A 21,002-nucleotide genomic window follows, 5' to 3' on the forward strand; every position below is an offset into this window, starting at 1 on the left:
AGGCTCCAGACGTTCCACACCGCATTGTTCCTTTGACTGCCACCACGGGATTGCCAATACTCATGGCATATTGAGGTTACCCGCAAGGAACAAGGAATGACCCTTTGAAGCTGGAACTCAAAAACAGCTTGTCGGTGAAATTGCTCCGGGTGGTGCTGCTGTCGGCACTGATAGTGGGCGTTGCACTGAGCGTGGCGCAGATCGTCTTTGATGCCTACAAGACTCGCCAGGCCGTGGCAGGCGATGCCCAGCGCATTCTGGACATGTTTCGCGACCCCTCGACCCAGGCCGTCTACAGCCTGGATCGTGAGATGGGTATGCAGGTCATCGAGGGTTTGTTTCAGGATGATGCAGTGCGTATGGCCTCCATTGGCCATCCCAACGAACCCATGCTCGCCGAAAAGAGCCGAGACCTACAGCACTCCCCAAGCCGCTGGCTGACGGACGTGATTCTTGGCCAGGAACGCACCTTCACCACGCCACTGGTGGGGCGCGGGCCCTACAGCGAGTATTACGGCGACCTGAGCATCACCCTCGATACTGCGACCTATGGCCAGGGCTTTATCGTCAATTCGGTGATCATCTTTATCTCCGGGGTACTGCGTGCCCTGGCCATGGGCCTGGTGTTGTACCTGGTCTATCACTGGCTGCTGACCAAGCCATTGTCGCGGATCATCAGCCATCTGAGCTCGATCAACCCTGACCGCCCCAGCGAACACAAGATCCCGCAGCTCAAGGGCCACGAGAAAAACGAGCTGGGCCTGTGGATCAACACCGCCAACCAGTTGCTGGCGTCTATCGAGCGCAACACTCACCTGCGCCACGAGGCGGAAAACAGCCTGCTGCGCATGGCCCAGTACGACTTTCTCACCGGCCTGCCCAACCGCCAGAAACTGCAGGAGCAACTGGACAAGATCCTGGTCGACGCCGGTCGCCGGCAACGCCGGGTCGCAGTTTTGTGCGTAGGGCTGGATGACTTCAAGAGCGTCAACGAGCAGTACACCTACCAGGCCGGCGACCAATTGCTGCTGGCCCTGGCCGACCGCCTGCGTGCCCACAGTGGCCGTCTCGGCGCCCTCGCCCGCCTGGGTGGCGACCAGTTCGCTCTGGTCCAGGCCGATATCGAGCAACCCTACGAAGCCGCCGAGCTGGCACAAAGCATTCTCGATGACCTGGAAGCCGAGTTCGCCCTCGATCACGAACAGATCCGCCTGCGTGCCACCATCGGTATTACGTTGTTCCCCGAAGACGGCGACAGCACCGAGAAACTGCTGCAAAAGGCCGAGCAGACCATGACCCTGGCCAAGAGCCGCTCGCGCAACCGCTACCAGTTCTACATCGCCAGTGTCGACAGCGAGATGCGCCGTCGCCGCGAACTGGAGAAAGACCTGCGCGAAGCCCTGGGCCGCGATCAGTTTCACCTGGTGTACCAACCGCAGATCAGTTATGTCGATCATCGCGTGGTCGGCGTCGAGGCGCTGATTCGCTGGCAGCACCCGGAACACGGCATGGTGCCGCCCGACCTGTTTATCCCGCTGGCGGAACAGAACGGCACCATCATCGCCATCGGCGAATGGGTGCTGGACCAGGCCTGCCGGCAACTGCGCGAATGGCATGACCTGGGGTTCATCGAGTTACGCATGGCGGTCAACCTGTCCACGGTACAACTGCACCACGCCGAGCTGCCACGGGTAGTGAATAATCTGCTGCAGATCTATCGCCTGCCACCGCGCAGCCTGGAACTGGAGGTGACCGAAACCGGCCTGATGGACGACATCAGCACCGCCGCCCAGCACTTGCTGAGCCTGCGTCGCTCCGGCGCGTTGATTGCCATCGACGACTTCGGCACCGGCTATTCCTCCCTCAGTTACCTGAAAAGCCTGCCCCTGGACAAAATCAAGATCGACAAGAGCTTTGTCCAGGACCTGTTGGATGACGACGACGATGCCACCATCGTGCGGGCGATCATCCAGTTGGGCAAAAGCCTGGGCATGCAGGTCATCGCCGAAGGGGTAGAAACCCCCGAGCAGGAAGCCTACGTCATCAGCGAAGGCTGCCACGAAGGCCAGGGCTATCACTACAGCAAACCCTTGCCAGCACGGGAACTGGCGGCCTACCTCAAGCAAGCCGAGCGCAATAACGCCGCTATCCTGTAAAACCATGATGGCCACCCGAGACATCACCTTGGGTGGTCGATGCCCGAATGTTGATTTTTTACTGCGTTAACTCTTTACAGAAAATGCAAATCTTTCGCATTATGTCGCAGTTTTGCGCGCCGCACTGCGCCCCGACCCACTACCGAAGCAGGATGTTCGCCATGATTCGTATGCCCCTGGCCACCGCCAGTCTGCTGGCCATCGCCATTTCTCTCGCCGGCTGCGGCGAGGGCAAAGACAAGGCTGCCGCTCCTCAGGCGCCTACACCCGCTGCCAGCACTACCGCCCCAGCGGCTGCCGCGACTGCCGGCCAGGTTGACGAGGCTGCCGCCAAGGCAGTCGTCGCGCACTACGCAGACATCGTGTTCGCGGTGTACAGCGACGCCGAGTCCACAGCCAAAACCCTGCAGACCGCCATCGACACTTTCCTGGCCAACCCCAACGACCAGACCCTGAAGGCCGCCCGCACTGCGTGGATCGCCGCGCGCGTACCGTACTTGCAGAGCGAAGTGTTCCGCTTCGGCAACACCATCATTGATGACTGGGAAGGTCAGGTGAACGCCTGGCCACTGGACGAAGGCCTGATCGACTATGTCGACAAATCCTACGAACACGCCCTCGGCAACCCAGGCGCCACCGCCAACATCATCGCCAACACCGAGATCCAGGTTGGCGAAGACAAGATCGACGTCAAGGAAATCACTCCGGAAAAACTCGCCAGCCTCAATGAACTGGGCGGCTCCGAGGCCAACGTCGCCACCGGCTACCACGCCATCGAATTCCTGCTCTGGGGCCAGGACCTGAACGGCACAGGCCCTGGCGCCGGCAACCGCACAGCGTCGGACTACCTGCAAGGCGAAGGCGCCACCGGCGGGAACAACGAACGTCGGCGCACCTACCTGCGCGCCGTGACCCAACTGCTGGTCAGCGACCTCGAAGAAATGGTCGGCAACTGGAAACCCAACGTCGAAGACAACTACCGCGCCACCCTGGAAGCAGAACCGGGCACTGACGGCCTGCGCAAGATGCTGTTCGGCATGGGCAGCCTGTCCCTGGGTGAACTGGCGGGCGAGCGGATGAAGGTTTCCCTGGAAGCCAACTCGCCGGAAGACGAGCACGACTGCTTCAGCGACAACACCCACAACTCGCAGTTCTACGACGCCAAGGGCATCCGCAATGTCTACCTGGGCGAATACACCCGCACCGATGGCACCCAACTGACCGGCGCCAGCCTGTCGTCCCTGGTGGCCAAGGTTGACCCGGCCGCCGATGAAGCCCTCAAGGCTGACCTGGCTGACACCGAAGCGAAGATCCAGGTCATGGTCGACCACGCCAACAAGGGCGAGCACTACGACCAGTTGATTGCCGCCGGCAACACCGCCGGCAACCAGATCGTGCGCGACGCCATCGCCGCCCTGGTCAAGCAGACCGGCTCCATCGAGCAGGCTGCCGGCAAGCTGGGCATCGGTGACCTGAACCCGGACAACGCTGATCACGAGTTCTGATCTGCACCGGTTAAATGAGGCGGCCTTCGGGTCGCCTTTTTTGTATCCATCGCTTGCAGCCTCCCCTGTAGGAGCCGGCTTGCCAGCGCCTACACAAGTCCCGGCCCACGGCAGATCCGGATCCCACCGTTGCAGCCCCCGGTTTACAAGCCCTGCACCGTAGGTAGAATGGCGCCTCCGACTGTCACCCGAGCGCAATTCATGGCAATGCCGACCCTGCGGATCATTGGTTTCATCATCGGCATCTTCCTGATCACCCTCGCGGTCGCCATGATAGTGCCCATGGCGACCCTGGTGTTTTTCGAGCGCACCAGTGACCTGCCGTCCTTTCTCTGGGCAAGCCTGATCACCTTTATTGCGGGCCTGGCCCTGGTGATTCCCGGGCGCCCGGAACAGGTGCAGCTGCGCCCCAGGGACATGTACCTGCTGACCGTCAGCAGTTGGGTGGTGGTGTGTATCTTTGCCGCGCTGCCGTTTTTGCTCACCCAGCACATCAGCTATACCGACTCGTTCTTTGAAAGCATGTCCGGTATCACCGCCACCGGCGCCACCGTGCTCAGCGGCCTGGACACCATGTCACCGGGCATTCTGATGTGGCGCTCGATGTTGCACTGGCTTGGCGGTATCGGTTTTATCGGCATGGCGGTGGCGATCCTGCCGCTGCTGCGTATCGGTGGTATGCGTCTGTTCCAGACCGAGTCCTCGGATCGCTCGGAAAAAGTCATGCCCCGCTCCCATATGGTGGCGCGCCTGATTGTGGCGGCGTATGTCGGCATTACCGTCCTCGGCAGCCTTGGGTTCTGGTGGGCCGGCATGGGCCTGTTCGATGCGATCAACCACGCAATGTCAGCCATTTCCACGGGAGGGTTCTCCACCTCCGATGAATCCCTGGCCCACTGGAAACAACCGGCAGTGCATTGGGTAGCGATCGTGGTGATGATCCTGGGCAGCCTGCCATTTGCCCTGTATGTCGCGACATTGCGCGGCAACCGCAAGGCGTTGATCAAGGACCAGCAAGTACAAGGCTTGCTCGCGATGCTGCTGGTGACCTGGATCGTGCTCGGCACCTGGTACTGGTGGACCACCAACCTGCACTGGCTGGATGCACTGCGCCATGTGGCGCTGAACGTCACGTCCGTGGTGACCACCACCGGCTTTGCCCTCGGTGACTACAGCCTGTGGGGCAATTTCTCGCTGATGCTGTTCTTCTACCTGGGTTTTGTCGGTGGCTGCTCGGGCTCCACTGCCGGCGGGATCAAGATTTTCCGCTTCCAGGTCGCCTATATCCTGCTCAAGGCCAACCTGAATCAATTGATTCACCCAAGGGCGGTGATCAAGCAGAAATACAACGGCCACCGCCTGGATGAAGAAATCGTGCGGTCGATCCTGACCTTCTCATTCTTCTTTGCCATCACCATCTGCGTGATCGCCCTGGCCCTCTCCCTGCTGGGCGTGGACTGGATGACAGCCTTGACCGGCGCCGCCAGTACCGTCTCCGGCGTGGGCCCGGGGTTGGGCGAGACCATCGGCCCGGCCGGCAACTTCGCCACCCTGCCAGATGCGGCCAAGTGGATCCTGTCCCTGGGCATGCTGCTGGGCCGGCTGGAGATCATTACGGTGCTTGTGTTGTGTATTCCGGCGTTCTGGCGGCACTGACACTCGCCGACGCCTCCAGCAGCCGCGCCCGGTACTCGCCGGGCGTGGCATCGAACCAACGGCGAAACGCGCGAAAGAAATTGCTCGGGTCGGCAAACCCCAACAAATAGGCGATTTCCAGCAGGGTCATGCTCGGCTGCGCCAGGTACTGCTCGGCCAGTTCACGGCGGGTGTCATCGAGCAGCGCCTGGAAACTGGTGCCCTCCTCCTGCAAGCGCCGCTGCAAGGTGCGCTGGGACAGGTGCAACGTCTGCGCCACCACCTCACGCTTGGGTTCGCCCTGGGGCAACAGCCGACACAGCACCTGGCGGGCCTTGTGGGTCACCCGGCTTTCGGAAAACCGCGCCAGGTATTCCCCGGCAAACCGATCGTGCAACAACGCCATTGCCTCATTGGCCGTGGGCAGCGGCGCTTCCATATCCGCCCGCTCGAAGATCAGTGCGTCATAGGGGGCGTTGAACACCAGGGGCGCATGAAAGGCCTGCCTGTAAGGTTCCAGGTCTGCTGGCTGAGCGCCCTGCACCAGCACCTTGCGTGGCTGCAACGTGCGCCCGGTCAACCAGCCACACAAGGCCAGGGCACACGCCAGCGATGCCTCGGCGCTTTGCCGGGTAGGCGGCAGGTGGTCGCCGTGGACAGTGAGGATCAGGGCATAGCCTTCAGGTAACAGGCGGAAACTCAGGTCGGCACTTTCAGCAATGATCCGCTGGTAGCGCACCAACCGGGCAAACCCTTCGGCCAGGGTGCTGCTGGACATCAAGGCATAGCCAGCCACATGGAAAGACGCGGGGCGCACCACCTTACCCATGTTCAGGCCGATGGCAGGGTTGCCCGACACCTCCACCGCCCGCTGCCAGAGCCGGGTCATGGAGTCCTGGGGAAAGCGCGCGTCGGGGTCGTCCAGAGCGCTGTAATCCAGGCCCAGCTGTTTGAACAGGGCGCGGCAATCCAGGCCTTCGAGCTCCAGCGCCTTGACTATCCCCATCGCCCAACTTGCAGAAGTCGTTCGTTCGTTCATGGCGTTTTCTTGCACGTTTTCTATGAAGGGACGGCTGAAACCGCAGCCAGGAACCCAAGGATACTAAAGTGGCGTCTATTGTCACTGGCCCTTGCCAGTGATGACTCTAGACTCAAATAAGCTCCCCGCCGAACATCCATCGGGCACAACAAAAACCAGAGGGCATGCCATCGTGGAAAATATCAGACAATTCAACAGCTTCGCCGAGTTCTACCCGTATTACCTGCGTGAACACGGCAACAGCACCTGCCGACGCCTGCACTTTATCGGTACCAGCCTGGTCATTTTTATTCTCGCGTTCGCCATCGGCAAGGGCGCCTGGTGGCTGCTGTGGGTGCTGCCGGTGGCCGGCTACAGCTTTGCCTGGGTCGGGCATTTCTTCTTTGAGAAGAACCGGCCCGCGACATTCCAGCATCCGTTCTACAGCCTGCTGGGGGATTTCGTGATGTACCGAGACATGATTCTGGGCAAGGTGCCGTTCTAAACCACCCAAAAACAATAAGAGACACGCCGATGAACCAGCAGGCCCGCTTCACCCATATGCAAGACGGCACCCAGGAAGACTGGGCGATCATCGCCGCCGACTTCAGCGCCTACGCCCGTCAATTGCCCGGGCGGATCCTCGCGCACCTGCGACTGCTGGAAGGCGACTTCGGCGGCTTCCCGGTGGACCGCCTGACCCACTCCCTGCAAACCGCCAGCCGCGCCTGGCACGATAGCCGCGACGAAGAATATGTGGTCTGCGCCCTGCTTCATGATATCGGCGACACCCTGGGCTCCTATAACCACCCGGACATTGCCGCCGCCATCCTCAAACCGTTCGTCAGCCCGCAGAACCTGTGGATGGTGGAAAAACACGGAATTTTCCAGGGGTACTATTTTCTTTCACCACCTGGGCATGGATCGCCACCTGCGCGAGCAATTTGGCGAGCACCCGCAGTATGAGCAAACCATCGAGTTCTGCGCCCGATATGACGCAGCCGCCTTCGATCCAGCCTATGCCACCCTGCCCCTGAGCTTTTTCGAACCGATGCTGGCGCGGGTCTTCGCCCAGCCAAAAAACTCGATCTACAAGGCCGCCATGGAGCGTCAGGCCAGCGTGTGACCTCTTGTCACTTGCGTCTTGGGGCGAAAGGTTCGTGGATTTGTCGAGATAAAAGTCTTTTTGTCATTTGCAGTGCTGTATCCTGCCCAGGCTTTGTAAAAAGCGCGGTACATCTGCAATTCCACAACAGACCTTGCGAGGAGCGACGACGATGCACGAGATCCCCAATCTCCCCTTCCCAAGCCTGCACGAGACCGAGCAGCCCACTCCGCAACAAGCCAGCAGCGACAAACAAGCGCCGGCACAGGCAACACCGGTCGACAGCGATAGCGACGACTGACCGCAGTACCCAGACCGTGTGGAAAGCGTGACATTGCGCGCTTTCCACACCGCCTGAATCAAGAGACACGCAACATGCCCGATACCCCCCATAATTCCCCCGATGAAGCGTTACTCGGCACCGCCCTGCAAATGGTCGACGTGTGGAGCCGTCTCAGCCCGGAAAAACAGGCACTACTGCTCAAGCGCTTCGGTACCCAGGAAAACGCCCTGGCCGCATTGGTGACCACACGCCTGCTCAACCCCGCCCCACTGTAGGAGCCGGCTTGCCGACGATGGCGGTCGTTCAGCCACCAACGGTTTTATGCCCTGTGTGCGCCAAAGCGCCGGTATCATAAGCAGCCTATCTTTTCTGCCGCGACAGTGGACCCCTTCCCATGCCAGATACCCAGCGCCCCATGGTGGTCACGCTGCAAGTCGTTTCCATCGTGCTGTTCACCTTTATCGGTTACCTGAATATCGGCATTCCCCTGGCGGTATTGCCGGGCTATGTCCACAGCGACCTGGGCTTTGGCGCCGTGATCGCGGGCCTGGTGATCAGCGTGCAATACCTGGCCACTTTGCTGAGCCGGCCCTATGCCGGGCGCATCATCGATAACCGCGGCAGCAAGCGTGCAGTGATGTACGGGCTGGCCGGTTGCGGCTTGAGCGGCGTGTTCATGCTGGCATCCGCCGCACTGACCCATCTGCCGGCCCTGAGCCTGGCCAGCCTGCTGATTGGTCGGCTGGTGCTGGGCAGTGCCGAAAGCCTGGTGGGATCGGGCTCCATTGGCTGGGGAATCGGCCGGGTTGGCGCGACGAATACCGCCAAGGTCATCTCCTGGAACGGTATCGCCAGCTATGGCGCCCTGGCGATTGGCGCACCGCTGGGGGTGTTGCTGGTCAGCCGGTTCGGGCTGTGGAGCATGGGCGCAAGCATCATTGCCCTGGCGGTGCTGGGCCTGCTGCTGGCCTGGCCGAAAGTCGCAGCGCCGATCGTGGTCGGCGAACGCCTGCCGTTCATGCATGTGCTCGGCCGCGTGCTGCCCCACGGCTGTGGGCTGGCCCTGGGCTCCATCGGTTTTGGCACCATCGCCACGTTTATCACCCTGTATTACGCGACCCGCAACTGGGATAACGCGGTGCTGTGCCTGAGCCTGTTCGGTGCCAGCTTTATCGGGGCGCGGCTGCTGTTCGGTAACCTGATCAACCGGATCGGCGGTTTTCGCGTGGCAATTGCCTGCCTGTCGGTGGAAACCCTTGGCCTGCTGCTGTTGTGGCTGGCGCCGAATGCCGAGCTGGCCCTGGCAGGCGCGGCCCTGAGTGGCTTCGGGTTTTCCCTGGTGTTTCCGGCGTTGGGGGTTGAAGCGGTCAACCTGGTGCCCGCTTCCAGCCGAGGTGCAGCGGTGGGTGCCTATTCGTTGTTTATCGACTTGTCATTGGGCATCACCGGGCCATTGGCCGGGGCGATTGCGGCGGGCTTTGGCTTTGTCTCGATCTTTTTGTTTGCCGCGCTGGCAGCCTTCGCCGGGCTGCTGCTGAGCCTGTACCTGTATCGCCAGGCCCCCCGATACCGCGACGAACGTAACGCCGGCTAGAAGTCCACCTTGCCGCGCCCGGCCTTGATGCTGCCGCGCTTGGTCTTGGATTCCAGGCGACGTTTCTTCGAGCCCAGGGTGGGCTTGGTCGGACGGCGTTTTTTCTCGACCTTGGTCGCGCTGAGGATCAACTCCACCAGGCGCTCCAGGGCATCGGCACGGTTCTGTTCCTGGGTCCGGTACTGCTGGGCCTTGAGGATCAGCACGCCTTCACTGGTGATACGGCTGTCGCGCAGGGCCAGCAAGCGTTCCTTGTAGAACGGCGGCAACGACGAAGCGCCGATATCGAAGCGCAAGTGCACGGCGCTGGAGACCTTGTTGACGTTCTGCCCGCCAGCACCCTGGGCACGGATGGCCGTCAACTCGATTTCGGCATCGGGCAGGTGCACGTTACTGGAGATCACCAACATGGAAAGCGGGTCCGTTAAGACTTGTAGGAGCCGGCTTGCCGGCGATAGCGGTTTATCTGACCCAACACTATCGCCGGCAAGCCGGCTCCTACAGGGTGGGCTAGTTGTTCAGCGAGGATACAGCACTCAAGTCAGCCAGCGCCTTGCGCTTGTTCTTGAGCACGTAGCACACCCACATAAAGGCCACCCAGACCGGAATCGCGTACACCGAGACCTGGATCCCCGGGATCAGCAACATGATCCCCAGGATAAACACCACGAACGCCAGGCACACATAGTTACCGTAGGGGTACCACAAGGCCTTGAACAGCGGCACCTGACCGGTGCGGTTCATGTGTTGGCGGAACTTGAAGTGCGAGAAGCTGATCATCGCCCAGTTGATCACCAACGTGGCCACCACCAGGGACATCAGCAACTCCAGGGCATGCTGCGGGATCCAGTAGTTCATCAACACCGCCACCAGGGTGACGGCCGCCGAGGCCAGGATCGAACGCACGGGTACGCCGCGCTTGTCGATCTTCGCCAACGCCGCCGGGGCATCGCCTTGCTCGGCCATGCCCAGCAGCATGCGGCTATTGCAGTAGGTGCCGCTGTTGTACACCGACAGCGCCGCCGTCAACACCACAAAGTTAAGGATATGCGCGGCAGTGTTGCTGCCCAGCATCGAGAACACCTGCACGAACGGGCTGCCACTATAGGCATCGCCGGAAGCGTTCAAGGTCACCAGCAGGCTGTCCCAGGGCGTCAGAGACAGCAGCACCACCAAGGCGCCGATATAGAAAATCAGGATGCGGTAGATCACCTGATTGATCGCCTTGGGAATCACGGTGCGCGGCTGATCCGCTTCGGCGGCGGTAAAACCGAGCATTTCCAGGCCGCCAAACGAGAACATGATGATCGCCATGGCCATCACCAGGCCACCGACGCCATGGGGGAAGAACCCGCCGTGCTCCCACAGGTTGGTCACCGAAGCCTGTGGCCCGCCGGTGCCGCTGACCAGCAGGTAGCTGCCCAGGGCGATCATGCCGACAATCGCCACCACCTTGATGATCGCAAACCAGAACTCAGCCTCGCCAAATACCTTGACGTTGGCCAGGTTGATCACATTGATCAGCACGAAAAACGCCGCCGCCGAGACCCAGGTCGGAATCTCCGGCCACCAGTAGTGCACGTACTTACCGACAGCCGTCAGCTCCGACATGCCCACCAGAATGTAGAGGATCCAGCAGTTCCAACCCGACAGGAAGCCGGCGAAACCACCCCAGTACTTGTGGGCAAAATGGCTGAAGGAACCGGCCACTGGCTCTTCCACGATCATTTCGCCCAACTGGCGCATGATCATGAAGGCAATGAAACCGCAAATGGCATAACCGAGGATCATCGACGGACCGGCTGACTTCAGCACCCCCGCCGAGCCCAGGAACAGGCCGGTACCGATCGCGCCACCGAGGGCGATCAATTGAATATGACGATTTTTCAGGCCGCGCTTCAGTTCGCCTGAATGCGAGTTGGGTTCACTCATGAAAAGGGTCTCACGCAAGGTTTGATAATGTTCAATACACGATGCTGCTTTGAAACCGACTCAAGCAGCGCCGATCAAACCCCAGCGCAGGCACCAGGAGTTCAGCGTCTTTCTTACGGTCATGCGTCACCTGTTTGTTTTTATCTGTGACGAAATCGAACCCGTCCGGCTTATGGCCAGGCGGAGTAAACAAGGCAGCCAGCCTTGAAGGCCTTTTGCGTGGGTACGCAAGGGGGGGTCACAGTAAAACGCGGCGCATTGTACACCGCTCGATCCGTTCGGGAGGCTTGCAGGGAAGATTGCTGAGTGAACGGAAGGTTTTCTTTACACAAGGAGCGCCTCGAGAGCACGCCCTGCCTAGGCCCATCCCAATCGTAAAATAATCGTTACGACCCGGAAGTTATTCATGACAGGTGTTCCCCGCGGATAAATGGCTACCCGGTTGCCGTTCCTGTAGGAGCCGGCTTGCCGGCAAAGAACCCGAGAGTGGCGCGGGGCACCGGGTGAGCCGCGTTATCGTTGGGAAGTGGTCACGCAAAAAAAACGCCAACCCGAGGGTTGGCGCTTTTTCTTATCGCTTGCCGCTGCTCTTAAGGCTTCTTGCGACCAAACCCCGGACGCTGGCCGGAACCTGCCGGCGCCCCACGACGCTTGCCCGACGGCTCGTCCGCTACCAGCTTGAGCCCTGGGCGCTTTTTCGGCGCGGGCTTGGCTGGGCGCTTGGCACCTTCGGCAGGGCGATCGGTCTGCGGGGCACCACGGCCAGTATCACCACGGTTGCTGCGGCCGCCGCTTGGCGCCTCGCCACGACCGGCTGGACGCGGTGTGCGCGGTGCGCGCTCACCATCCTGACGGGCCGGAGCCGAGGGGCGACGATCACCCTCGATCTGCGGCTGGCGGGAAATACGCCCGCCAGTGGCCGGTGCATCCAGCGCCGGGCGCAAGGTGCGGGCAACACGCTCGGTGCGCGCCACAGGACGCGACGATTTACGCTGCATGCGCTCCAGCTTGTCTTTGCTCTTGGCATTCATTTGCGGCATCGCCACCGGCGTCAGGCCCACTTCAGCGCTGAGGATGTCGACTTCGTACTGGCTCATTTCCCGCCAGCGTCCCATCGGCAGGTCCGAGTTGAGGAACACCGGGCCGAAACGCACGCGCTTCAGGCGGCTGACCACCAGGCCCTGGGATTCCCACAGGCGACGCACTTCACGGTTACGCCCTTCCATCACCACGCAGTGGTACCAGTGGTTGAAACCTTCGCCACCTGGCGCCTGCTTGATGTCGGTGAACTTGGCCGGGCCGTCTTCCAGCACGACGCCTGCCTTGAGGCGCTCGATCATCTCGTCATCGACTTCGCCCCGTACACGCACGGCGTATTCGCGGTCCATCTCGTAGGACGGGTGCATCAGGCGGTTGGCCAGCTCACCGTCGGTGGTGAACATCAGCAGGCCAGTGGTGTTGATGTCCAGGCGACCGATGTTGATCCAACGGCCTTCTTTGGGCTTGGGCATCTTGTCGAAGACGGTTGGACGGCCTTCCGGGTCGTCACGTGTGCAGATCTCGCCGTCGGGCTTGTTGTACATGATCACGCGGCGCACCGATTCGGCGGCCTCTTCACGCTTGATGACCTTGCCATCAATGGTGATCGCGTCATGCAGGTCGACGCGCTGGCCAAGGGTAGCCTCGACGCCATTGACCTTGATGCGCTTCTGGGTGATCCAGGCTTCCACGTCGCGGCGCGAGCCAACGCCGATACGGGCGAGGACTTTCTGCAGTTTCTCGCCGGCTGGGCCGATTTCCTGGCTGTCGTTCTGGTCTTGGTCTTTCATCTTAAGCACCTCCCGGTGTGTCGATTCAGGCATGGCCTGAAGGTATTGAAACTGGGGTCTTGGACGAACGCATCGCCAAAGGGTCGCGAATCATACGCTCATGGCGCGCATTGCGCATCAGAGACTAGTCGATATGGACCGGCTCATTTGTTTTTCCGCCGACCGGTGGCACCCAGGGCGAGCAGCCGTAACTCGGCTTCGGCCAGCACCGCGCGTTTGTCGACCTTGTCGAGTTTCTTCCAGGCCCGGACCTCACGCTTGCTGCGACCGCAGCCAACGCAAATGTCGTCGCTGAATTTACAGATGCTGATGCAGGGGTCTTTGCTGGAACTCATCACTATCTCACTGCACAGGGCTTTTCTGTGGGAGGGCTCAGTCTTCGAATTCGCGGCGTTCGTTTTCGATGGCCTCGGCCAGTGCCCGGGCTTCGGCTTCTTCTTCGCTCAACTCGGGTTGTTCGAGGGCGGCAACGGCGGCCAGCAGTTTTTCGCGGGCAGCCGCCACCCCCAGGATATCTTCCTCAGGTTCAAGTTCGACCGCAGGCACCGTTTCAACGTTCACCGGCGCCTGGGGCTCGGCCGCGCCATCGCGCAACAGGTCATCAAAGTCGGTCTTGATCCCCTGCTCCATATCGTCCAGCTCCAGCAGCAATGTGTGGAAACTGGTCTCGTCCTTCGGCTCCTCCGGCTCGGCGCTGGCATCGGCCAGTTCCTGCAAGCTGGCCGGCACCGGGGCATCGTCGAACTCAAGCACCGGTTCGGCCTCGATCTCCCGCAATTCGGCCAGTGGTGGCAGGTCGTCGAGGTTCTTCAGGTTGAAGTGATCGAGAAACACCTTGGTGGTGGCAAACATCGCGGGTTTGCCGGGCACGTCGCGGTAACCGACGATGCGGATCCACTCGCGCTCCAGCAGCGTCTTGACGATATGGCTGTTGACCGCCACACCCCGCACATCTTCGATCTCGCCCCGGGTGATGGGTTGGCGATAGGCAATCAGTGCCATGGTCTCCAGCATCGCCCGGGAATAACGCTGCGGGCGCTCTTCCCACAGGCGCCCGACCCATGGCGAAAACTTCTCGCGGATTTGCAGGCGGTAGCCCGAGGCGACTTCCCGCAGTTCAAAGGCACGGCCGTCGCAGGATTTGCGCAGCAGCTCCAGGGCCTTCTTGAATACCGGCGGCTCCGGGCGCTCGGCCTCTTCAAACAGTTCAAACAGGCGCTCCAGCGATTGCGGCTTGCCCGAGGCCAAAAGGAAGGCTTCCAACAGCGGTGCCAGTTCGCGAGGTTCAGTCAGATTCATCGATTCAGCTCTTTATTCGGCTCGCGCCCGCACGTGGATAGCCGCAAAAGGCTCATTCTGCACCAGCTCCACCAAGGACTCCTTGACCAGTTCGAGGACCGCCATAAAGGTCACGACCACGCCCAGGCGCCCCTCTTCGGCGGTGAACAACTCGACAAACGGCACAAACCCACCCCCCTTGAGGCGCTCCAGCACATCGCTCATGCGCTCGCGGGTAGACAAGGCTTCGCGGCTGACCTGATGGCTTTCAAACATATCGCCACGGCGCAGTACCTCGGCCATAGACATCAGCAACTCTTCCAGACTCACATCCGGCAACAATTTACGCGCCCGGGCTTCCGGGGCATCCAGCTTGGGCACCACCACATCACGGCCGACACGGCTCAAACCGTCGATACCTTCGGCGGCGGCCTTGAAGCGTTCGTACTCCTGCAGGCGTCGGATCAGTTCGGCGCGCGGGTCGTCTTCTTCAGCCTCGACGGTCTCCGAACGAGGCAACAACATGCGCGACTTGATCTCCGCCAACATCGCGGCCATCACCAGGTACTCGGCGGCCAGTTCCAGGCGTACCGACTGCATCAATTCGACATAGCCCATGTACTGGCGGGTGATTTCCGCCACCGGGATATCGAGGATATTGATGTTCTGCTTACGGATCAGGTACAGCAGCAAGTCCAGCGGGCCTTCAAAGGCTTCAAGGAAGACCTCCAGGGCGTCCGGCGGGATGTACAGGTCCAGGGGCATTTCCATGACCGCCTGGCCGTAGACCATGGCAAATGGCAGCTCCTGCTGGGCGCCGGCCTGGCTGTCGACGGTTTCCACGGCCGACATTCAGGCCTCGGCCATAAACGGTGCCGGGTCGCCACAGCCCACGCGGATCACCTGCGGCTCGCCGTCCGCCAGGTTGATCACCGTGGACGCCTTGCCACCGCCGAAGCCGCCGTCGATGATCAGGTCCACCTGTTTCTCCAGGCGTTGGCGCATGTCGTAGGGATCATCCAAAGGCTCAGTGTCGCCGGGCATGATCAGTGACACGCTCATCAACGGCTCACCCAGTTCGGCCAGCAGTGCCAGGGCGATGGGATGCTCCGGCACCCGCAGGCCGATGGTGCGTTTCTTCGGGTGCAGCAACAGGCGCGGCACCTCGCGGGTGGCATTCAGGATAAAGGTGTACGGCCCTGGCGTATGGGCCTTGAGCAGGCGGAAGGTGCCCGTATCGACCTTGGCGAACAGCCCCAGTTGCGACAGGTCACTGCAGATCAACGCAAAGTTGTGGTTCTTGTCCAGGTCACGCAGGCGCCTTACACGCTCCACCGCATTCTTGTCACCGATCTGGCAACCAATGGCGTAGGAGGAATCGGTGGGGTAGATCACCACGCCGCCGGCGCGAATGATCTCCACTGCCTGCTTGATCAGCCGTGCTTGCGGATTTTCCGGGTGAATCTGGAAAAATTGACTCACGTTCTCTACCTGTTCAGACAGTGGCGGTAATGGGGTCATGCTTGAATCGCCCCGACAAAAGCGGCAAGTCTTCCGGGACCGGGCGGTACTCGCCGATCTCCGACCAGCCGCCTGGGCCATGGAAATCACTGCCGGCACTGACCAGCAGCCCAAATTCACGGGCAAGAATCGCCAGGCTGCCAACCTGTTCGGCGGGCTGATGCCCATTGACCACTTCGATGGCGTGGCCACCCGCTTGAATATAGTCGCCTATCAGCTTGCGGCGTTTACTGCGGGTGAAATCATAGTGCCAGGGATGCGCCAGACTGACCCAGGCGCCCGAAGCGCGCAGGGTGCCCACAGTGTCTTCGAGGGTCGGCCAGTGCAGCTTGACGTCCCCCAGCTTGCCGGCGCCCAGCCATTTGCGAAACGCTTCGGCGCGATCCTTGACGTAACCCTGGCGTACCATCCAGTCGGCAAAATGCGGACGGGCCGGCGCGTTGCCGCTGTCGCCCAGCGCCTGCTGGATGGCACGGGCACCCTCAAGGGCATTGGGCATCCCCTTGAGGGCCAGTTTGCGGCTTATTTCTTCGGACCGCAGCCAGCGGCCATCGTGCAAACTGGCAATGGCCGCGACCAATGGCGGGGCTGTGACATCGAAACCGTAGCCCAGTACATGAATGGTTGCACCGCCCCAGGTGCAGGACAATTCGACGCCATTGACCAGGTGCATCCCCAGCGCAGAGGCGGCAATACGCGCCTCGTCCAGGCCTTCAAGGGTGTCGTGGTCAGTCAACGACAGGACTCGCACGCCTTTTTCAAACGCACGCGCAACCAATACCGCGGGCGCCAGGGCGCCGTCGGAGGCCGTGCTGTGGCAGTGCAAATCAACATTCACGGGAGTGTGTAACCTCAAGTCAGCTGGCGCTTTCGCTACCAAGGATGTTTGTTATTATGCCGCCACATCCGGCTTCTGGCTCTTACTGTGAAACAATTCATCGACTTCATCCCGCTGTTGCTGTTCTTCATCGTTTTCAAAACCGATCCACGGGTCCTCGATATCGGCGGCCATGAGCTGTCGTTCGGTGGTATCTACAGCGCCACGGCGGTGCTGATCATCAGTTCCCTGGTGGTCTACGGCGCAATTTTCATCTCCCAGCGCAAGTTGGAAAAAAGCCAATGGCTGACCCTGGTCGCCTGCCTGGTCTTTGGCGGCCTGACCCTGGCCTTCCACAGCGAAACCTTCCTTAAATGGAAAGCCCCGGTGGTCAACTGGCTGTTCGCCCTGGCCTTTATCGGCAGCCACTTCATTGGTGACCGCCTGCTGATCAAGCGAATCATGGGCCATGCGCTGACCTTGCCGGAGCCGATCTGGACGCGCCTGAACATCGCCTGGATCGGTTTTTTCCTGTTCTGTGGCGCGGCAAACCTGTTCGTGGCCTTTACCTTCCAGAGCTACTGGGTCGACTTCAAGGTGTTCGGCAGCCTGGGCCTGACCGTGGTGTTCCTGGTTGCCCAGGGCATCTATCTGTCGCGCCACCTGCATGACACCGACCCCACCACGCCAAAAACCGAGGACTGACATGCTCTACGCCATTATTGCCACCGACGTCGCCAACTCCCTGGAAAAACGCCTCGCCGCACGCCCGGCCCACGTGGAGCGCCTCAAGGTGCTGCAGGCCGAAGGGCGTGTCGTACTTGCCGGCCCGCACCCGGCAGTCGACAGCAATGATCCGGGAGACGCCGGCTTCACTGGCAGCCTGATCGTTGCCGAGTTTGCTTCCCTGGCGGATGCCCAGGCCTGGGCCAAGGCCGACCCGTATGTGGCGGCCGGCGTCTATGCCGATGTGGTGATCAAACCATTCAAGCAAGTCCTGCCTTGATCCCGGTAGCGCTGAACCTATTGGGTTCGGCAAACGCCTAGTCGCTCATTATTCTCGGTAACCTGCCGACAACGTTCTGAATATTCGTGTGGAATCAGGAGTTCCGATGCGCTTAAGTCAGTTGTGTCTGTTGGCAGTGTTAACGATCGGGGCTACGGCCCACGCTGAAGAAACCTCGAACACCGGCAGTTCCACGCCTCTGTCCTTGAGTGCCGGCAGCCAGATCACCGAGTTGCAGCAACGCTTGAAAGAAAGCGAGCGCCTGCGCGAAGAACTGACCAAACAATTGCAAACTGCCAACACCGCCCGTGAGAGTGCGCAACTGAGCCGGTTGCGCCAGGACAATCAACGCCTGGCCCAACAACTCAAGGACGCGCAAGGTAACGCCTTGCCACGCTGGCTCAGCGACCAGCAGCAATGGTTCGTGATTGGCGCGGGGGTTGCGCTGATCGCCCTGCTGTGCGGTATCTTCGCCAGTGGCGGCCATCGACGCCGTCGACAATGGCTAAATTGAGTGAGTCATGAGCGAGCTGTTACTGATAGATGATGACCAGGAGCTCTGTGAGCTACTGACCAGTTGGCTGAGCCAGGAAGGTTTCCAGGTGCGTGCCTGCCATGACGGCGTAAGCGCCCGCAAGGCCCTGGCCGAAGCGGCGCCTGCGGCGGTGGTACTGGACGTGATGTTGCCCGATGGCAGCGGCCTGGAGCTGCTCAAGCAATTGCGCGCCGACCACCCGGAATTGCCGGTGTTGATGCTCTCGGCCCGAGGCGAACCCCTGGACCGGATCCTCGGCCTGGAGCTGGGCGCCGATGACTACCTGGCCAAGCCCTGCGACCCCCGGGAACTGACCGCCCGCCTGCGAGCGGTGTTGCGCCGCAGCCACCCGACGGCGGTGTCGACCCAACTGGAACTGGGCGACCTGTGCTTCAGCCCGGTACGTGGCGTGGTGCTCATCGACCATCAGGAGTTGACCCTCACCCTGTCCGAAAGCCGCCTGCTCGAAGCCTTGCTGCGCCAGCCGGGCGAGCCCCTGGACAAGCAGGAGCTGGCGCAGATTGCCCTGGGCCGCAAGCTAACCCTGTACGACCGCAGCCTGGATATGCACGTCAGCAACCTGCGCAAGAAAATCGGCCCACATGCCGATGGCCGGCCGCGAATCGTCGCACTGCGCAGCCGTGGCTACTACTACACCCCCTGAAATCCCCTGTAGGAGCCGGCTTGCCGGCGATGGGGCCCTTGCGTCATACGCTGATCCAACGGACGCCATCGCCAACAAGCCGGCTCCTACCTGTTTTGTAAGTCCCTGCCCAATCGGTCTTTACTCAAGCTTTACCCTCCCCTGACCGCCGCTGACCTTGATCTTTGTAATCTACTCACATCCGGACTCACCGGAACCGAGACAAGGAGAAACACCATGCGCAAGACCCTTATCGCTCTGATGTTCGCCGCAGCCCTGCCTACCGTCGCCATGGCCATGCCAGAAGGCCAAGGCCCGATGGAAGGCCCGGCAGGCCACATGATGGGTGGCCCGGGCCACGGCGGTGAACACGGCATGCGCGGCAAAGGCGGCCCCTTCAGCCAGCTCGACCTGACCCGCGAACAACGCCAGCAGATCGGCAAGTTGATGGGCGAGCAACGGGAAGGCCGCCAGCAGTTGGTCAAGAAGTACCTGGACAAACTCCCGGCCGCCGAGCAGAAAGCCATGAGCGACGAAATGGCCGCCGCCAAACAGAAAACCCAAGCGGATATCCGCGCCCTGCTCAAGCCTGACCAGCAGAAGAAATTCGACGAAATGGCGAAGAAACGCGCCGAGCGCAAGGCCGAGTGGCAGCAGTTCCAGGCCTGGAAAGCGCAACAACCGCAAAAAGCGCAATAATGCGTTAGCTACCTCCCAGCCCAGTGGCCCATGCCGCTGGGCTTTTCCTGTTTGAGGGTTTCCTGTGCGTTCACTCTTCTGGCGCATCCTTGCCAGTTTCTGGCTGGCCATCGCCCTGGTAGCCGGGTTGTCGCTCCTGCTTGGGCATATGCTCAACCAGGACGCCTGGATTCTCAGTCGCCACCCTGGCCTCAGTAATCTGGCCGAAGAATGGACCCAGCGCTACGAAACCCAAGGCGAGGATGCGGCCCAGGAGTTGTTGCAACAGCGCAAGCGTCAGTATCACGTCGATGTGCAGGTGCTCAACGAGAGTGGCGACCCGGTGGTACGTGGCACCTTCCCGCGCCGCGCCGCCGCCTTCGAAGCGCGACAGCACGAGAGCCACGAGGGGCGGTTGCCCTGGCGCCGCCTGACGGCCGAGTACACCAGTGAGAGAACCGGCGACACCTACCTGCTGATCTACCGCATTGCCCTGCCGGAGCTGGATGCCTGGCACCGCAGCAGCCTGCTCTGGCCCTTGAGCGCTTTGGCGATTGCCTTGGTGGTGCTGACGCTGTTCAGCCTGCTGGTGACCCTGTCCATCACCCGCCCCCTCAGCCGCTTGCGTGGTGCGGTCCACGACCTGGGCCAGACCACTTACCAGCAAAACAGCCTGGCACGCCTGGCCGACCGGCGCGATGAGTTTGGCGTGCTGGCCACCGACTTCAACCGCATGGGCGCGCGCCTGCAAAGCCTGATTGGCAGCCAGCGGCAACTGCTGCGCGATGTCTCCCATGAACTGCGCTCGCCCCTGGCCCGCCTGCGGATCGCCCTGGCCCTGGCGGAACGGGCCACCCCCGAAGCCCGGGAAAAGCTCTGGCCGCGCCTGACCCTGGAATGTGATCGCCTCGAAGCCCTGATCAGCGAAATCCTGGTACTGGCACGGGTGGATGCCGACAACGCCAGCGCCGAAGACATCGACCTCAATACCCTGCTCAAGACCCTGCAAAAGGACGCCCAGCTCAGTGCCCCGGACCAGGAGGTGCAGCTTCATGCCGACCCTGCTTTGAAACTCAAGGGCTGGCCCCATATGATCGAGCGGGCCCTGGACAACCTGTTGCGCAATGCCCAGCGCTTCACCCCGCCCACCCTGCCGATTGAGTTGTGCGCCCAACGTGACGCAGAACGCATTGTGATCAGCGTGCGCGACCACGGTCCGGGCGTGGACGCCGAGTACCTGCAAAAGCTGGGCGAGCCGTTTTACCGTGCCCCCGGGCAAACCGCCCAAGGCCATGGCCTGGGCCTGGCCATCGCCCGCCGGGCTGCCGAACGTCACGGGGGCAGCCTGAACCTGGCCAACCATCCCGACGGTGGTTTTATCGCCACCCTGGATTTGCCCTTGCAACCGGGGCTTGTAGCACACCCCTGAAGATCTTCTATGATGGCCCTTCTCTTATGGAGGGCCTT

Annotated in this window: 22 protein-coding genes and 1 pseudogene; 14 read left to right on the forward strand and 9 right to left on the reverse strand. The window is 61.4% G+C overall.

Features of this window, described 5'->3' with window-relative positions:
- The first annotated feature begins 104 nt into the window (after nucleotides 1-104).
- The 3 genes from HZ99_RS10050 to HZ99_RS10060 all read left to right on the forward strand — a co-directional run bounded on the left by HZ99_RS10050 (nucleotide 105) and on the right by HZ99_RS10060 (nucleotide 5,317).
- Entirely contained in the window at nucleotides 105-2,156 is a 2,052-nt protein-coding gene (locus tag HZ99_RS10050) for a putative bifunctional diguanylate cyclase/phosphodiesterase (RefSeq protein ID WP_038442782.1), read from the forward strand.
- Nucleotides 2,157-2,317: 161 nt separating this feature from the next.
- Nucleotides 2,318-3,661 carry an imelysin family protein gene (locus HZ99_RS10055; RefSeq protein WP_038442783.1) on the forward strand — a complete coding sequence of 448 codons (1,344 nt, stop codon included), beginning with the start codon at nucleotides 2,318-2,320 and terminating at the stop codon, nucleotides 3,659-3,661.
- A gap of 201 nt (nucleotides 3,662-3,862) precedes the next feature.
- Nucleotides 3,863-5,317, forward strand: coding sequence for a TrkH family potassium uptake protein (locus HZ99_RS10060; protein WP_038442784.1), 1,455 nt, complete (start codon nucleotides 3,863-3,865; stop codon nucleotides 5,315-5,317).
- On the opposite strand, the gene HZ99_RS10065 is transcribed toward HZ99_RS10060, so the two are convergent.
- Nucleotides 5,274-6,335, reverse strand: a complete 1,062-nt coding sequence (locus HZ99_RS10065; RefSeq protein ID WP_080727698.1) for an AraC family transcriptional regulator — start codon at nucleotides 6,333-6,335, stop codon at nucleotides 5,274-5,276. The two genes, HZ99_RS10060 and HZ99_RS10065, sit on opposite strands and share 44 nt — an antisense overlap.
- A 172-nt stretch (nucleotides 6,336-6,507) precedes the next feature.
- Between HZ99_RS10065 and HZ99_RS10070 the strand changes: the two genes are divergently transcribed.
- The 5 genes and pseudogenes from HZ99_RS10070 to HZ99_RS10085 all read left to right on the forward strand — a co-directional run bounded on the left by HZ99_RS10070 (nucleotide 6,508) and on the right by HZ99_RS10085 (nucleotide 9,296).
- Nucleotides 6,508-6,819: a DUF962 domain-containing protein gene (locus HZ99_RS10070; RefSeq protein ID WP_038442787.1), complete on the forward strand. Its 312-nt coding sequence runs from the start codon at nucleotides 6,508-6,510 to the stop codon at nucleotides 6,817-6,819.
- A 29-nt stretch (nucleotides 6,820-6,848) separates the two neighbouring features.
- A pseudogene (locus HZ99_RS10075) lies at nucleotides 6,849-7,440 on the forward strand (HD domain-containing protein).
- 151 nt (nucleotides 7,441-7,591) lie between these two features.
- Nucleotides 7,592-7,720 carry a hypothetical protein gene (locus tag HZ99_RS29385; RefSeq protein WP_258869212.1) on the forward strand — a complete coding sequence of 43 codons (129 nt, stop codon included), beginning with the start codon at nucleotides 7,592-7,594 and terminating at the stop codon, nucleotides 7,718-7,720.
- 74 nt (nucleotides 7,721-7,794) lie between these two features.
- On the forward strand, nucleotides 7,795-7,977 hold the full coding sequence (locus HZ99_RS10080) for a hypothetical protein (RefSeq protein ID WP_038442788.1): 183 nt from the start codon (nucleotides 7,795-7,797) through the stop codon (nucleotides 7,975-7,977).
- A 119-nt stretch (nucleotides 7,978-8,096) separates the two neighbouring features.
- Nucleotides 8,097-9,296 (forward strand): MFS transporter, encoded by a 1,200-nt coding sequence (locus HZ99_RS10085; protein WP_038442789.1) that lies wholly within the window; start codon nucleotides 8,097-8,099, stop codon nucleotides 9,294-9,296.
- Here HZ99_RS10085 and arfB read toward each other — a convergent pair.
- The 8 genes from arfB to HZ99_RS10125 all read right to left on the reverse strand — a co-directional run bounded on the left by arfB (nucleotide 9,293) and on the right by HZ99_RS10125 (nucleotide 16,694).
- Nucleotides 9,293-9,706: an alternative ribosome rescue aminoacyl-tRNA hydrolase ArfB gene (gene arfB / locus HZ99_RS10090; RefSeq protein ID WP_029296355.1), complete on the reverse strand. Its 414-nt coding sequence runs from the start codon at nucleotides 9,704-9,706 to the stop codon at nucleotides 9,293-9,295. The two genes, HZ99_RS10085 and arfB, sit on opposite strands and share 4 nt — an antisense overlap.
- Nucleotides 9,707-9,806: 100 nt before the next feature.
- Nucleotides 9,807-11,228 carry an amino acid permease gene (locus HZ99_RS10095; protein WP_038442790.1) on the reverse strand — a complete coding sequence of 474 codons (1,422 nt, stop codon included), beginning with the start codon at nucleotides 11,226-11,228 and terminating at the stop codon, nucleotides 9,807-9,809.
- Nucleotides 11,229-11,818: 590 nt separating this feature from the next.
- Complete coding sequence (gene rluB / locus HZ99_RS10100; protein ID WP_038442791.1) at nucleotides 11,819-13,057, reverse strand: 23S rRNA pseudouridine(2605) synthase RluB; 1,239 nt, start codon at nucleotides 13,055-13,057, stop codon at nucleotides 11,819-11,821.
- A 143-nt stretch (nucleotides 13,058-13,200) separates the two neighbouring features.
- A complete protein-coding gene (locus HZ99_RS10105) occupies nucleotides 13,201-13,392 on the reverse strand; it encodes a DUF1289 domain-containing protein (protein ID WP_038442792.1) in 192 nt (63 codons plus the stop codon).
- A 37-nt stretch (nucleotides 13,393-13,429) separates the two neighbouring features.
- A complete protein-coding gene (scpB, locus tag HZ99_RS10110; protein WP_038442793.1) occupies nucleotides 13,430-14,356 on the reverse strand; it encodes an SMC-Scp complex subunit ScpB in 927 nt (308 codons plus the stop codon).
- A 12-nt stretch (nucleotides 14,357-14,368) separates the two neighbouring features.
- Nucleotides 14,369-15,067: a segregation and condensation protein A gene (locus HZ99_RS10115; RefSeq protein ID WP_181883260.1), complete on the reverse strand. Its 699-nt coding sequence runs from the start codon at nucleotides 15,065-15,067 to the stop codon at nucleotides 14,369-14,371.
- 120 nt (nucleotides 15,068-15,187) lie between these two features.
- Nucleotides 15,188-15,817 carry an L-threonylcarbamoyladenylate synthase gene (locus HZ99_RS10120; protein WP_038442796.1) on the reverse strand — a complete coding sequence of 210 codons (630 nt, stop codon included), beginning with the start codon at nucleotides 15,815-15,817 and terminating at the stop codon, nucleotides 15,188-15,190.
- A gap of 13 nt (nucleotides 15,818-15,830) precedes the next feature.
- Nucleotides 15,831-16,694: a PHP domain-containing protein gene (locus HZ99_RS10125; RefSeq protein WP_038442797.1), complete on the reverse strand. Its 864-nt coding sequence runs from the start codon at nucleotides 16,692-16,694 to the stop codon at nucleotides 15,831-15,833.
- 87 nt (nucleotides 16,695-16,781) lie between these two features.
- Here HZ99_RS10125 and HZ99_RS10130 point away from each other — a divergent pair, with 87 nt between their 5' ends.
- The 6 genes from HZ99_RS10130 (at nucleotide 16,782) to HZ99_RS10155 (ending at nucleotide 20,964) form a co-directional block, all read left to right on the forward strand.
- Nucleotides 16,782-17,378: a septation protein A gene (locus tag HZ99_RS10130; RefSeq protein ID WP_038442798.1), complete on the forward strand. Its 597-nt coding sequence runs from the start codon at nucleotides 16,782-16,784 to the stop codon at nucleotides 17,376-17,378.
- A 1-nt stretch (nucleotide 17,379) separates the two neighbouring features.
- Complete coding sequence (locus HZ99_RS10135; protein WP_038442800.1) at nucleotides 17,380-17,679, forward strand: YciI family protein; 300 nt, start codon at nucleotides 17,380-17,382, stop codon at nucleotides 17,677-17,679.
- Between the two features lie 106 nt (nucleotides 17,680-17,785).
- A complete protein-coding gene (locus HZ99_RS10140) occupies nucleotides 17,786-18,193 on the forward strand; it encodes a translation initiation factor 2 (RefSeq protein ID WP_038442802.1) in 408 nt (135 codons plus the stop codon).
- A 7-nt stretch (nucleotides 18,194-18,200) separates the two neighbouring features.
- Nucleotides 18,201-18,878: a response regulator transcription factor gene (locus tag HZ99_RS10145; RefSeq protein ID WP_038442803.1), complete on the forward strand. Its 678-nt coding sequence runs from the start codon at nucleotides 18,201-18,203 to the stop codon at nucleotides 18,876-18,878.
- 216 nt (nucleotides 18,879-19,094) lie between these two features.
- Complete coding sequence (locus HZ99_RS10150; protein WP_038442804.1) at nucleotides 19,095-19,556, forward strand: LTXXQ domain protein; 462 nt, start codon at nucleotides 19,095-19,097, stop codon at nucleotides 19,554-19,556.
- Between the two features lie 64 nt (nucleotides 19,557-19,620).
- Nucleotides 19,621-20,964 carry a sensor histidine kinase gene (locus HZ99_RS10155; RefSeq protein ID WP_038442805.1) on the forward strand — a complete coding sequence of 448 codons (1,344 nt, stop codon included), beginning with the start codon at nucleotides 19,621-19,623 and terminating at the stop codon, nucleotides 20,962-20,964.
- Nucleotides 20,965-21,002: the final 38 nt, after the last annotated feature.

It is taken from the genome of Pseudomonas fluorescens, assembly GCF_000730425.1.
GTDB classification, from domain to species: Bacteria; Pseudomonadota; Gammaproteobacteria; order Pseudomonadales; family Pseudomonadaceae; genus Aquipseudomonas; species Aquipseudomonas fluorescens_X.